Here is a 13,722-nt window from a genome sequence, read left to right on the forward strand (position 1 = left end):
TCCTGGCAGCGATCTCCCGAGTGCGCCTTTCATGAGGCACCTCCCGTGGTGACGTCGATGTAGTCGAGGTTCGGGTTGCCGCCGTCCGTCGTCGCGGTCACCCGCAGCGTGTTCGCCCCGGCGTTGAGTGGAACGGTGAACGTGTCCGTCGCCCAGGTGGTCCAGGCGCCGGTGCCGGGATAGTCGCGGGTCTGGGCGGCGCCGCCGTTCACGGTGATGGCGGCCGGCCGGTTGGTCGACGTTCCGTTGGCGTGACGCAACGCGATCGTGGCGGTTCTTGCCGCGGGCGCGTTCACGGAGAACTCCACGTACGAGCCCGTCACGTTGTCGCCGTTGACGAAGCCCGCGCCGGAGAAGCCCGCGTGGTTGGACTCGACGACACCCTGCGAGATCGTCGCGTCCTCGGCCTCGTAGCGGGTGCCGGAAGAGCCGCCGCCGCCCGCGTACTGGCCGCCGACCCACGCCTCGTCCACCCGCCAGCGGGCGACGCCGTGGTGCCCGGTCTTGGAGAGCCGGACGTAGCGGGCGGTGACCGCGTTCAGGTCGATGAACTGCACGCCGCGCGCGTTCGGCACGGCCCCGGTCTTGACCGCGCTCCCCCAGTTCGAGCCGTCGTCGCTGACGTGCACCTGGTAGCCGGAGATCCGCGCGGACCCGGACGACGGGTAGACGGTGGAGTCCTCCCGCTGGTTGAACGCCAGGTACTGGATGCGCTTGGCCGCGCCCAGGTCGAAGGTGAGCCGCGCGGGTTCGGCGGCGTTGCTGTCCCAGTAGGTCAGATAGTCGCCGTCGCCCGCCGCCGGCGCGCCGTGGCCGCTGGTGGACGAGCTCGCCGAGAGCGTGACGCCGGTGTAGACGCCCTGCCGGCCGTTCGAGACGACCTTGAAGACGGTGTCGTACGGGTCCCAGCTCGTGACCCCGCTCAGCGTCAGCGTGCCGCCCGACTGCGTGAACGCCACGGGCGCGCCGGTGCGCAGGTTCGTCACCGAGGTGATCCGGTAGCCGTTGTCCCGGAGCGACAACGTGCTGCCCGACGGCGGCGTGATCACGTGGATGTAGTGCCGGTCGGGGTCGTTCTTGGCGATCGTGGTCACGCCGTGCGCGCCGTTGTTCCAGAAGCCCGGCTTGAGCCCGCCGAACATGTAGCCGCCGCCCTCGGTGCCGCCGATCGACTCCCAGATGGCCGAGAGGTACGTGTTCGCGAAGTTGTTGAAGTCGGCCTGCTGGGCGGGGAAGCGCCCGTTGACCATGGCGGTCTCGGCCATCAGCGCCTTGACCGACGAGCCGGCGTTGGTGATGAGCCGGCCGAACGTGAGCTTGCGGTCCACGGCCTGGTCGGAGCCGCCGTACCACCAGGGCCCGCCGGTGGGCAGCTTGAAGTCGGCCTCGATCAGCCGGGGCAGCGCCGTGTAGATCGCCTGCGGGTAGTCGTACGACGGCGTCATGCCGGTCTTCTGCTCGTTGCTGATCATGTCCATGATCGGCGTGTCTTCGTTGTTGTTCGAGATCGTCATGTCGGGGCGCTGCTGGTAGATCTTGGCGTAGAGGTCGTTGCGCTCCCAGTAGGCGTTGTCGTTGTCGATCCAGAACCCGGCCAGCTTCGGGTAGCGCCGCATCTGCTCGAAGAACTGCAGGTAGCTGAACTCGCCGAACCCGTCGCGGGTGGTCAGGTCCACGCTGTGGCCGACGTAGCTGGAGAACGCCGAGGAGTTGAGCCAGTCGCCGGAGCTGAGGCCCTCGTTGTGCCACTGCGGGTCGTCGGTCATGTAGTTGATGACCTTCAGTCCCTGCGCGTCCGCGGCGTCGATCAGCTCGCCGAGGAAGTCCCGCGTGGTGCGGCAGGAGCCGGGGATCTCCGACGGGTACGGCCGGGCGTACCCGAGCCTGCTGTGGAACGTGGCCAGCACGATGTACTGCGCGTGCAGCTTCTTGGCCTCGTTCACCCAGTAGGAGGCGCTCCAGCCGCCGTTGGTGACGTCGGCCTCCCACGCGCTGCAGCTGGTGTGCTGCGGCGAGGTCCGCTCGCCCCAGTGCAGAAAGAGGCCGGCGACCGAGTTGCGCAGGAACGCCTGGCGCGGATGCTGCAGGTCGGCCCTGGCCGGGACGGCGGTGAGCAGGCCGAGTAAGAGCGCCAGGACGGCCAGTGCCGCCGTGCGTTTCATGAGTGGGCCTCCTGGGATGCGGGGGTGCCATCGGGGGTGAACGCGGGGTCGCTGGAGATGGCCACCCGGTCGAGGCGGGCACCGTCCTCGCGGTAGGCGAAGGTGATCGTGCGCGCTCCGGCCGCCAGGTCGTACGTGACGGGCAGCTTGGCCCAGTGCCAGGAGGTGCCGATCGGGATGTTGTTCCAGTTGCTCCATGTCCCCGTGCCGGAACGCACCCAGAACGAGTCGTCGCCGTCGTTGGCGGTGATCACGCGGGCCCACACCGCGAACGTCCCGTCGTGCTCGACGGTGAACGGGATCGTCGTCCAGCCGGTGGAGGGTGCGCTGGACTTGCTGTTGTTGCCGGAGGCGACGGTCACGTACGAGCCGCCGGACGCGGCGGGGTCGGCGGCCACCTGCATGGGCGCGGTGACCGTGCCGGACTCCGCCTCGGCATAGAGACTCTCCGGGGTGCCGGGGACGGGCGTGGAGCCGGTGGCCCGGATGCGCAGCGCACCACCCGAGGTGTCGGCGCTGTCACGCACGGCGTACCCGGTGACGCCGCTGAACCCGACGTCGTACGCGCTGCCACTGCCGCGTTGCGCGACGACACCGTTCAGTTGAACGTCCGAGGCGTCGTCGGCGATGACGTACGGCCGGTTGTCGTTGTCGTCGAACCGGGTCTCGCCGTTGAGCGTGATGCCGGTGGCGTGCCTGATCCAGTAGCCGTACGAGGGGCGCGCCCCGTAGTCGCGCGGCGGGTAGGTGGTGAGGTACTCGCCCGGCACCCTGCTCGCCTCGGAGGCGGGGTGCCCGCCGGGGACCGTGAGGTCGACGTTCTGGAACGTGATGCCGGGGCCGATGTCCACGGATGGTGTGCCGGTCAGCGTGCTGGTGTAGTCCGGCGCGCCGACCGTGCCGGTGACCACGGGCGCGGTCAGGTTGCTCCCGGTCACGTCCGAGATCGTGATGTTCCGGATCCGGCCGGCGGGTGGCGAGCCGGGACAGCGCTTCCGCTCACCGATCTTGAAGAAGAAGGGCGACGTGGTCTTGGTGAGCGTCACGTCGCCGTAGTGGATGTCCTCGATGACGGCGCCGTCCATGGAGACGATGCCGATGCCGGCCTTGCCGGCGCCCAGGACCGTGACGCGCTCGAAGCGGAAGTCGCGGAAGTCGCCGCAGGTCTCGGAGCCGAACTGCAGCGCGTTGTTCTCGTGCGAGTAGACGGTCGTGTCGTGCACGCGGACGTTCTGGCTGGTGTAGGTGTGCCCGAGCGCGTAGTCGCTCTTGAACACCAGGGCGTCGTCACTGGCCTCGATGCGGCTGTTGGTGACGGTGACGTTCCAGCTGTTGATCAGGTTGATGCCGTCACGCACGCCGCTGCTGGAGTAGATCGTCTTCAGGTTGTCGATCGTGATGTCGTGGCAGCCGTTGATCAGGGCGCCGAAGTGGCCGCCGCGGCGGAACGTGACGCCTTCGAGGCTGATGTTGGAGCACTCGGTGAGCGTCAGCGCCTTGTCGGCCTGGCCCGACGACGGGTTCCCGGTGATGAGGTTGCCGTCGCCGTCGATCGTGCCGGTGCCGGTGATGTGCACGTTCGTCAGGCCGCTGCCCCACATGAGCGAGTTGTGGAAGTGGCTGTGGCCGTAGTCCTGGTAGGCGTCGTTGGGGTTGGGCTCGGGGGCGTCCATGCCGCTGCTCGCGGCCAGGATGGTGGCGCCGGAGTCGAGCCTGATCGTGATGTTGGACTTCAGGTGGATCGTGCGGGCCCGGTAGCGGCCCGAGGGGAGGACCACGGTGCCGCCGGGGGCGGCGCTCGCGGCGTTGATGGCGCGGTCGATGGCGTCGTCGTCGTTGGTCGTGCCGTTGCCGGTCGCGCCGTAGTCGCGCACGTCGAACTCGGCGAGCGCGCTCGCGGACTGTTGCACCGGGCCGAGCTCGGAGGCCGCGCTCGCGGGCTGGGGCGCCAGTCCGAGCAGGGCCACGGCGCACGCCAGCAGGGCCCGGCGGAGGGAGGTCATGGCTGGATCTCCACGTAGTCGAGGTTGGGCAGGCCGCCCGCCGTGGTGGCGGTGAGCCGGACGGTGTTGGCGCCGGAGACCGCGGGGATCTGGACCGAGGCCGACGCCCAGGTGCTCCACGCGCCGGTGCCCGGCGCGTTCACGGCGGCGCTGACGACCGTGCCGTTGACCGTGACCGAGTACGGGCGGTTGGTGGTGGTGCCGTTGGCGTAGCGGATGGTGAGCGCCTTCGTGCCCGCGGCGGCGACGTTCAACGAGAACTCGACGTAGGCGCCGGCCACGTTGTCGCTGTTGACGAACCCGGTGCCGGAGAACCCGGCGTGGTTCGACTCGACGACGCCCCGGGAGATCACGGCGTCCTCCGCCTCGTAGCGGGCCCCCGCCGTGTTCGAGATGTCCTTGCCGTTGACGAAGACGCCGGACAGCACCAGGTTGTCGACGTTCGACGCGGTCGGCGTGGCCGTCGTGATCCTGTTGAACGTGCTGTTGGAGATCGTGACGTTCTTGATGTGGTCGGTCGGGCGGCCGTCCAGGTTGTACGCCTGGGCGGCGCCGTCGATGGCCAGGCCGTCGGCGGTGAAGTTCTGGACGACCGGCGGCAGGGAGCCCGAGGTCTCGTAGTTGAGCGTGACGTAGAGGGCACTGCGCTCCAGGTCGTGACCGGTGATGCGGCGTAGGTGGACGCCGTCCACGTAGCCGCCGCGGTTGAAGCTGGTCTTGACGTAGAGGGCGTATTTGACCGGGTAGCGGCCGGGGAAGTCGGGCGCGTTGCACTCGCAGTCCTCGGCGAACACGTCGCGGACCCCGCCGGACATCTCGCTGCCGATCGTCACGCCGCCCCACCGGCCGCTGAACTTGCAGTTCTGGATCACGATGTTCTGCGAGGGGCGGCCGACCCGGCGGCCGTCGCGGTCGCGGCCCGACTTGACCGGCACGCAGTCGTCGTTGGTGTCGAACTTGCAGCCGGTGATCAGCACGTCGGTGCACGAGTCGGGGTCGCAGCCGTCGCCCTGGGAGTTGGTCGAGTAGAAGGTGACGTTCCTGACGGTGACGTTCGTGCAGTAGACCGGGTGGAGGGTCCACATCGCCGGGTTGCGAAGGTTGACGCCTTCGACGAGCACCGCGGTGCAGTTGTAGAGGCCGATCATGTTGGGCCGCAGCTCGTGGCCGTCGCCGAACTGGCGCTGCGCCACCGGGTGATCGTTGGCGCCCCACTCGCGGAGCTGGTCGCGGTCCGCGCCGCCGCTCCCCCACGACGACCAGTCTCCAGCGGGCGCGTTGCCGTCGATCGTGCCTGTTCCCGTGATCGCGATGTTGGTCTGGCCGTTGGCGTAGATGAAGGGCGAGTAGTTGTAGCACTCGATGCCCTCCCAGCGGGTGAGCACGGTCGGCAGGTAGGAGCCGGGGTCCGTCCGGAACCTGATGGTGCCGTTCACCTGGAGGTTGACGTTCGACAGCAGGTGGATCTTTCCGGTGCGGAACGTGCCGGACGGCACCATCACCCGGCCGCCGCCCGCCGCGTTGCACGCGGCGATGGCGTTACGGAACGCGGCCGTGCAGTCGGTGCTGCCGTCGCCGACGGCGCCGTAGGAGGTGATCGGGAACGCGCGGTCGGGGAAGGCCGGCGGGACGATCCGGGCCAGGATCTCGGGCACCCGGTCCCAGGGCGAGGCGGCCGAGCCCGCGCCGACGGGCCCGGCATCCATGGACCCGGCGGCGACGGACTCGCCGTACGCGGATCCGCTCGCCGCGACGGGCTCGGCGTGCGAGGGCCCGCTCGTCGCGCGGGCCGTGCCGGAGCCGGCGAGCAGGGCGCCGCCCGCCACGCCGCCGGCTCTGAGGAGGTCACGACGGGAGATCGTCATTGGAGCACCTCCAGGTAGTCGAGATTGGGACACCCGCCCGCCGTGGCGGCGGTGAGCCGGATGGTGTTGGCGCCGGCGGCGAGGTCGGCGGCCACGTTCCGGGAGGCCCATGAGGTCCACGCGCCCGTACCGGGGAAGGACAGGCCGGAGGCCACCACCCGGCCGTTGACGGCCAGGTCCGCGGGACGGTCCGCGCTCGTGCCGTTGGCGTAGCGGACCGTGAGTGTGGCGGGGCCGGCCGCGGCGGCGTCGTGCCGCCACTCCACGTAGGCGCCCGCCGCGTTGTCGGTGTTGACGAACCCTGTGCCGGAGAACCCGGCGTGGTTGGACTCGACGACGCCCTGCGAGATCGTCGCGTTCTCCGCCTCCAGCCGGGTGACGGCGGCCTGCACCTGCTTGTAGGCCCGCATGTTCCTGAGCAGCAGATAGCAGTTCTGCAGCGAGCCCGAAGTGTCACCGAGCGAGCGGTAGATGCCCCACTTGGGGCGGACCCGGTCGCCGAGGAAGGTGTCACCGGTTTTGGTCGCGTCCACGAGCGTGACGCCGCCGCTGCGCAGCACCCATCGCACCGAGCCCGAGCTCCCGTCGCCGATCTTGATCTCGTACTCGGCGTCGATCCACTTGTCGTGCAGCGGCTCGAGCTCGGTGCGGCCGACCAGGGTGTCGGACTCGAAGATCTTGTGTTCGATGGTCTGCACGCCGTTCACGCGGCGCAGCGACGTGACGGTGATCGGGCTGGTGCCGGTGCCCGGCATCTTCGTCTGGCTGATGTGGGTGAAGGTCGTGGTCGCCTTGAGCGAGCTCGGGATGTACATCGAGTACGTGACGCGCCAGGTCTCCCCGGCCAGCCAGCGCAGGTAGCCGTCCGGGTTGCGGGTGCCGGTCACCTCCTGGCGCTGCCGGTCCGTGCTCGTGTCGCGGTCTACGGTGTGCATGTTGAAGCGGAAGGCGTCGCCCTCGACGTAGATGTGGGGCTGTCCCGCCGGATGGGAGTCGGCGCGGTCGTCCTCGATCGTCTCGAACGCGCCCAGCCCGACGGCGGCCGGATCCGGCGCCCACATGAGCTTCCAGGCCGGCGCCGCGGCCGAGGCGGGCCTGGCGGGCAGGGCAGGGCCGAGGAGCGCGGCGCCGACCAGGGCGCCCAGCTGGCGACGGGTCACTGTCATGGCTGAATCTCCAGGTAGTCGAGGTTGGGGCCGCTGTTCGCGGTGGTGGCGGTCGCCCTGACCGTGTTGGCGCCGGCGAGCAGCTGGGCGGAGATGGTCGTGGACTGCCAGGCGGTCCAGGAGCCCGTGCCGTTGAAGGGCTTCGCCGCCGCCACGACGGCGCCGTTGACCGCGATGTCCATCGGCCGGTCGGCCGCGGTGCCGTTGGCGTAGCGGAGGGTGAGCGTCGCCGTTCCCGCCGCGCCGGCGTTCACCGCGAACTCCACGTACGAGCCCGCCACGTTGTCGTAGTTGACGAAGCCTGTGCCGGAGAACCCGGCGTGGTTGGACTCGACGACGCCCTGGGAGATCGTGGCGTTCTCCGCCTCGTACCGGTTGCCCGGAGCCGACCCGTACAGGACGCCGTTGATGCGGACGTCGCGCAGCACGACATTGTCGGCGTTGGAAAGCTGGGGGGCGGGCGTGTCGATCTGGGTGAAGGTGCTGTTGGAGATCGTCACGTTGCGGACGTGGCTGGCGGAGGAGCCCGACAGCTTGATCGCGAACGGCGAGGCGGCGATGTTCAGGCCGTCCACGGTGAGGTTCTGGATGACCGGATTGACGATCGGGCCGTAGCCGGGGCCGGTCAGGCTGTAGTTCATGTCGATGTAGAAGCCGCCCCGGTCGCACGGGCCGCCCGTCAGGTCGCGGACGTGCACGCCGTCCACCGTCCCGCCGCGCCGGTTGTTGGTCTTCAGGTAGAGCGCGTAGAACGAGTGGTAGCTGGAGCCGGCGAGGACGCGGTTGCTCTCGGCGAAGACGTTGCGGACGCCGCCGGACATCTCGCTGCCGACCGTGATCGCGCCCCAGCGGCCGTAGTACGTGTTGCCGCGGATGACGATGTCGGTGGACGGCACTCCCACGCGGCGGCCGTCGGTGTCGCGGCCCGACTTGATGACCGTGCCGTCGTCGCCGGTGTCGAACGTGCAGCCCTCGATGAGCACGTCCGACGAGCACTCGGGGTCGACGCCGTCCACCATCGCGCCCCGGCTGTAGATTTTGACCCGCCTGATCATGATATTTCGGGATAAGACGGGGTGGATGGTCCACATCGCGGGGTTCCGGATGTCCAGATCCTCGACGAGGATGTTCCGGCAGCCGTAGAACTGGATCATGCTCGGCTTGAGGTAGTGGCCGTCGCCGAACTGGCGCTGCTCGACCGGCGCGCCGTCCACGGCCATCTGCTGCAACCGGTCCCAGTCGGGGCCGCGCTGGTCGTCGAAGCCGGACCACGGCCCGGCCGCCGCGTTCCCGTCGATCGTGCCGGTGCCGGTCAGCGCGATGTCCGTCTGGTTCCTGGCGTAGATGAAGGGCGAGTAGTTGTAGCACTCGATCCCCTGCCAGCGGGTGTAGACGTTCGGCAGGTACGAGCCCGCGTCGCCACGGCCGGCATCGACACCGTCGCCGAGCTGCGCGCGCAGATCGAGGCGGGCGAGCTGCGGGTGCTGGCGGTCGACTCGGAGCAGCGCATGGCGGGCGTCGACGCGCCGACGATGAAGGAGCTCGGCCTGGGCGACGAGGCGATCTCCACGCTGGCCGGCGTGCTCGCCCCCGCGGGCCTGACCAAGGAGCAGCAGCAGGAAGTCATCGGCCTGCTGGACAAGGTGCGCCAGACCTCCTGCTGGAAGAAGGTGCTCGAGCGCAACAACTGGACCGAGGACTGGCGTCCCGGCGACCAGTTCGGCCAGGTGCTGGCCGAGCAGCGGACGCAGGTCACCACCATCCTGGGCGAGCTGGGGCTCGGCAAGTGACGCAGCGTCTCGTTTCGCTCGGCTTCCTCGGTGTCGCCGTGGTGGTGCTGGCCCAGGCGTTCGCGATCCCGCAGGGCGAGGGGTACCAGGCGGTGGGGCCGCGCGCGTTCCCGCTGCTGGTCGGGGCCGGCCTCGCGGTGGTGTCCGTCATCGGGGTCGTCCAGGCGTTCAGACCGGGTACGTCGAGCGCCGCCACGGCCGCCTCCGATGAGCCGGAGCAGACGCACTGGCCTTCCGTTCTTCTCCTGATCGGCAGCCTGGTCGCCTACGCGCTGATCCTGGTCCCCGCCGGGTACTGGCAGGCGACCACCGCCTTCTTCGTGGCCGTCGCCCGGGTGCTGGGCAGCCGGAGGCTGCTGCGCGACGTGCTCGTGGGGCTGGTGCTGGCGCTGGCCACGTACTTCCTGTTCGACCGGCTCCTCGGCATCTCGCTGCCGCCCGGCCTGGTGAGATTGGCGATCTGAGATGGACGTCCTCGGCAACCTGCTGGACGGCTTCGGCCATGCCCTGAGCCTGCAGAACCTGCTGCTCGCCCTGCTCGGCGTCACCGTCGGCACGCTGGTGGGCGTGCTGCCCGGGCTCGGTCCCGCCACGACGATCGCGTTGCTGCTGCCGCTGACGTTCGTGTTCGACTCGGTGGGGGCGTTCGTGATGTTCGCCGGGATCTACTACGGCGGCATGTACGGCGGCTCGACGACCGCGATCCTGCTCAACATCCCGGGCGAGACGGCCTCGATCCCCACCACGCTCGAGGGCTATCCGATGGCCAGGCGGGGGCGGGCCGGGGCGGCGCTGGCGACGGCGGCCATCGGATCCTTCGTGGCGGGCACCATCTCCACGGTCGTCATCACGTTCCTGGCCCCCGGCATGTCGAACATCGCCAAGCTGATCCAGCCGGCCGAATACTTCTCGATCATGGTGCTGGCGTTCGTGACGGTCACCTCGCTGATGGGGGACTCGATCGTACGGGGGCTGTCGAGCCTGTTTCTCGGCCTGACCATCGGGATGGTCGGGATCGATCAGATGACCGGCCAGCCGCGGTTCGCGTTCGGCGTGCCCGAGCTGTACGAGGGGCTGTCGGTGGTGGCTGTCGCGGTGGGGCTGTTCGCGGTGGCGGAGGCGGTCTCCACCGCCGCCTCGCGGCACCGTCCCGCCCAGCCGCCCGTCACCGTGACCGGGAGAGTCGGGATGACCCGCGACGACTGGCGCAGGTCATGGAAGCCCTGGCTCCGGGGCACCCTGTTCGGCCTCCCGATCGGATCGCTCCCCGCCGGCGGCGCCGAGCTGCCGACCTTTCTCAGCTACAACGTCGAGAAGCGGCTGTCCAAGCACAAGGAGGAGTTCGGACAAGGCGCCATCGAGGGCGTGGCGGGACCCGAGGCGGCCAACAACGCGGCGTTCTCGGGCGTGCTGGTGCCCCTGCTGACGCTGGGCATCCCGACATCGGCCACGGCGAGCATGTTGCTGATCGCGTTCCAGATCTACAACGTGCAGCCAGGGCCGCAGCTCTTCGACCAGCAGCCGGTGCTGGTGTGGACGCTGATCGCCAGCCTGTACATCGGGAACGTGATGCTGCTGGTGCTCAACCTGCCGCTGATCCGGGTCTGGGTGAAGCTCCTCGCCGTCCCCGCCGCCCTCCTCACGGCCGCCATCCTGACCTTCGCCACGCTGGGGGTCTACTCGATCTCGCAGAGCGTCTTCGAGGTGCTGGTGGCGTACGGGTTCGGCCTGCTGGGCTGGGTGCTGCACCGGGCCCGGTACCCGGTGGCGCCGCTGATCCTGGGGGCGGTGCTGGGGCCGCTGATGGAGGTCCAGTTCCGCCGGGCCCTGGCCTTCAGCGAGGGCGACCCCTCGGTCTTCGTCACCCGGCCGGTGTCGCTGGCGATCCTCCTCATCGCAGCCGCCAGCCTGATCGGCCCCGCGGTGCTCCGCCGCCGCACCAAGGTCCCGCTCCCACCAGCCTGACCTGCGGCGGGTGGGCCGGGGACTTCCCGCTTCCCTCGGGTACGCGCCCCACCCCGTGGCGACGGCACCACGGGGGCGGTCCTCGTGCGGATCCCGTGACGACAGCACCACGGAGGACGGGCCCGGGCACGACGCGGCGCGGCGACGCACCACGTGGGACCGCCCGGGATACAGCACGGCGGCACGGGGCAAGGCGGCGTCACAGCACGAGGCAGCGTCACGGCGCGGGCGTCACGGCGCGGGCGTCACGGCGCGGGCGTCACGGCGCGAGGCGGCGCCGCGGAGGGCGCGGCATCCCGCCGGGCTCCCCCGCCTCAAACGCGCCGCGTCGGCGAGACGTGGTACGGCGGAGCCCGGCGCCATCGCACAGCGGCCCGCCATGAACGGGTGTACGGCAGCCCAGCGCGGCGCGGCGGCAGCTCTCACCAGCGCAGGGCGGCCGCGTTGGCACCGGGCGAATGCCATGCAGTGCCGAAGGCGGTGCAGGGGCCGACTCGCCGGGTGGGGCGTTCGTATGGTGAGCCCCACAGGACCCGCGGACGCCACCGAGCTCCCGGAAAGGCCCACCACCGTCGAGCGCCCCGAGAGGGCCCGCCGGCGTCGAGTACACCGGCAAGGCCCTGCGGCGTCAAGCGGGGAAGGGCCCGTCAGCCGATGGCGGCCAGGATGCGGTCGACGGCCTCGGACAGCGGGATCTCCGACTTCTCCCCGGAAACCCGGTCCCGAAGCTCCACAACCCCCTGCGACAGCCCGCGTCCGACCACCACGATCGTGGGTATCCCCAGCAGCTCGGCGTCCTTGAACTTCACCCCGGGCGAGACCGACGGCCGGTCGTCCACCAGGACCCGCAGCCCGCGCGACTCCAGTGAAGCGCCCAGTTCCAGGGCCGCCTCCACCTGGTTCTCCTTGCCGGTCCCGACGATGTGCACGTCGGCGGGCGCGACCTCGCGCGGCCACACCAGCCCGAGCGAGTCATGGGCCTGCTCGGCGATGACCGCCACGGCGCGGGAGACGCCGATGCCGTAGGAGCCCATCGTGATGCGGATCGGCTTCCCGTCGGGGCCCAGGGCGTCGAGGCCGGCCGCGTCGGCGTACTTGCGGCCGAGCTGGAAGATGTGGCCGATCTCGATGCCGCGGTCGATGGAGAGGTCAGAGCCGCAGCGGGGGCAGGGGTCGCCGGCGCGCACCTCGGCGGCCTCGATCGTGCCGTCGGGGGTGAAGTCGCGCCCCGCCACCACGTTGGCGGCGTGCTTGCCGGGCTCGTTGGCCCCGGTCACCCAGGACGTGCCGGTCACCACCCGGGGGTCGACGAGGTAGCGGATGCCGAGCGAGCGCAGGATCTGCGGCCCGATGTAGCCGCGTACGAGACCGGGGTGCTTGGCGAAGTCGGCGGCCTCGAAGATGGCGGGCTCGCCGGGCGTCAGCGCGGCCTCCAGACGCTTGAAGTCGACCTCGCGGTCCCCCGGCACGCCGATGATCAGGGTCTCGACCTTGTCGGAGCCCGGTGTGGAGACCTTGACGACGACGTTCTTGAGCGTGTCGGCGGCGGTGACGGACAGGCCGTGGTGCTCGTTGACGTACGACACCAGCGTCTCGATGGTCGGGGTGTCGGGCGTGTCCATGACCTGCAGCGGCGCCGCGTCGTCGAGCGAGCGGGCGGCGGGCGCGGGCGTGACGACGGCCTCGGCGTTGGCCGCGTAGCCGCACGAGTGGCAGGCCACGAACGTGTCCTCGCCCGTGGGCGTGGGCGCCAGGAACTCCTCCGACGCGGACCCGCCCATCGCCCCCGACTGGGCGAACACGATCTTGTAGTTGATGCCGAGCCGGTCGAAGGTGCGGATGTAGGTCTCGCGGTGCTGCTCGTAGGAGTGCTTGAGCCCGTCGTCGTCGAGGTCGAACGAGTACGAGTCCTTCATGAGGAACTCGCGCCCGCGCAGGATCCCCGCCCGAGGCCTGGCCTCGTCGCGGTATTTGGTCTGGATCTGGTAGAGGGTGACCGGATAGTCCTTGTACGAGGAGTATTCGCCCTTGACCATGTCGGTGAAGAGCTCCTCGTGCGTGGGACCGAGGAGGTAGTCGGCGCCCTTGCGGTCCTGGAGCCGGAAGAGCGTGTCACCGTATTCGGTCCAGCGGCCGGTGGCCTCGTAGTATTCGCGGGGCAGCAGGGCGGGGAAGAGAACTTCCTGGCCGCCCATCCGGTTCATCTCCTCGCGGACGATCCTGGTGACGTTTTCCAGCACCATCTTGCCGAGGGGGAGCCAGGAGTAGATGCCAGGCGCCACCCGGCGGACGTAGCCGGCGCGGACCAGGAGCTTGTGGCTCGGCACTTCCGCGTCTGCCGGGTCGTCCCGCAGGGTGCGAAGAAACAACGACGACATGCGCAGCAACACGGCTACTCCTTGCTCGAACCTGGATGTGAAGAACTACAGGCTATCGAGTCGGGGCAGCACAGCGCTCGGGCTTATCGACAGGGCTCAGACCGTCAGGGGAATCCAGCCGGACACGAAGGCGGCCAGACAGACCGTGAACAGCCCGGCGAACATCGCCGAAAGCGCCAGCGCGCGTATCCGGCCCCGCGCCTTCCTGCGCAGCAGGAACACCAGCGCGACGGACAGCAGCCCGACCACCAGCGCGGGACCGGGCCAGAACGACCGCTCACTGTCGATGAACCCCGGAGTCGCCCGGTCCACCACGTCCGCGATCAGCACCACGCCGACCGCGCCCGCCGCGAGGTCGCCCCAGACATCGTCCCTGCGGGTGGCGTACGCCAG

The 13,722-nt window shown here is 70.0% G+C and carries 10 protein-coding genes; 3 read left to right on the forward strand and 7 right to left on the reverse strand.

Annotated elements, in window-relative coordinates; genetic code table 11:
• Window positions 1–29: 29 nt before the first annotated feature.
• From AB0J09_RS20070 to AB0J09_RS20090, 5 genes are read right to left on the reverse strand one after another with little or no spacing between them, the layout of a single operon-like run.
• Window positions 30–2,162, reverse strand: a complete 2,133-nt coding sequence (locus AB0J09_RS20070) for a discoidin domain-containing protein (protein ID WP_360692818.1) — start codon at window positions 2,160–2,162, stop codon at window positions 30–32.
• Window positions 2,159–4,165: a glycosyl hydrolase family 28 protein gene (locus AB0J09_RS20075; protein WP_360692821.1), complete on the reverse strand. Its 2,007-nt coding sequence runs from the start codon at window positions 4,163–4,165 to the stop codon at window positions 2,159–2,161. The genes AB0J09_RS20070 and AB0J09_RS20075 overlap by 4 nt, the downstream gene beginning before the upstream one ends.
• A complete protein-coding gene (locus tag AB0J09_RS20080; RefSeq protein WP_360692824.1) occupies window positions 4,162–6,030 on the reverse strand; it encodes a glycosyl hydrolase family 28 protein in 1,869 nt (622 codons plus the stop codon). Before AB0J09_RS20080 ends, AB0J09_RS20075 begins: the two co-directional genes overlap by 4 nt.
• Window positions 6,027–7,196 carry a CBM35 domain-containing protein gene (locus AB0J09_RS20085; protein ID WP_360692827.1) on the reverse strand — a complete coding sequence of 390 codons (1,170 nt, stop codon included), beginning with the start codon at window positions 7,194–7,196 and terminating at the stop codon, window positions 6,027–6,029. The genes AB0J09_RS20080 and AB0J09_RS20085 overlap by 4 nt, the downstream gene beginning before the upstream one ends.
• The gene (locus AB0J09_RS20090) at window positions 7,193–8,410 is read right to left on the reverse strand and encodes a glycosyl hydrolase family 28 protein (protein WP_360692829.1); all 1,218 of its coding nucleotides are present in this window, start codon (window positions 8,408–8,410) and stop codon (window positions 7,193–7,195) included. Before AB0J09_RS20090 ends, AB0J09_RS20085 begins: the two co-directional genes overlap by 4 nt.
• On the opposite strand from AB0J09_RS20090, the gene AB0J09_RS20095 reads away from it, so the two are divergent.
• Genes AB0J09_RS20095 through AB0J09_RS20105 form a run of 3 tightly spaced genes read left to right on the forward strand, consistent with a single transcriptional unit; the run spans window position 8,366 to window position 10,951 of the window.
• Window positions 8,366–8,986 carry a tripartite tricarboxylate transporter substrate-binding protein gene (locus AB0J09_RS20095; RefSeq protein ID WP_360692832.1) on the forward strand — a complete coding sequence of 207 codons (621 nt, stop codon included), beginning with the start codon at window positions 8,366–8,368 and terminating at the stop codon, window positions 8,984–8,986. The two genes, AB0J09_RS20090 and AB0J09_RS20095, sit on opposite strands and share 45 nt — an antisense overlap.
• Window positions 8,983–9,450 (forward strand): tripartite tricarboxylate transporter TctB family protein, encoded by a 468-nt coding sequence (locus tag AB0J09_RS20100; protein ID WP_360692835.1) that lies wholly within the window; start codon window positions 8,983–8,985, stop codon window positions 9,448–9,450. Before AB0J09_RS20095 ends, AB0J09_RS20100 begins: the two co-directional genes overlap by 4 nt.
• Window position 9,451: 1 nt before the next feature.
• On the forward strand, window positions 9,452–10,951 hold the full coding sequence (locus AB0J09_RS20105; protein WP_360692838.1) for a tripartite tricarboxylate transporter permease: 1,500 nt from the start codon (window positions 9,452–9,454) through the stop codon (window positions 10,949–10,951).
• A gap of 647 nt (window positions 10,952–11,598) precedes the next feature.
• Here AB0J09_RS20105 and AB0J09_RS20110 read toward each other — a convergent pair.
• Window positions 11,599–13,341 (reverse strand): proline--tRNA ligase, encoded by a 1,743-nt coding sequence (locus tag AB0J09_RS20110; RefSeq protein ID WP_360692841.1) that lies wholly within the window; start codon window positions 13,339–13,341, stop codon window positions 11,599–11,601.
• Between the two features lie 84 nt (window positions 13,342–13,425).
• Window positions 13,426–13,722: hypothetical protein (locus AB0J09_RS20115; protein WP_360692844.1), on the reverse strand; the 297-nt coding region annotated here is incomplete at its 5' end.

It is taken from the genome of Nonomuraea sp. NPDC049784 (genome assembly GCF_040659615.1).
Taxonomy (GTDB): Bacteria; Actinomycetota; Actinomycetes; order Streptosporangiales; family Streptosporangiaceae; genus Nonomuraea.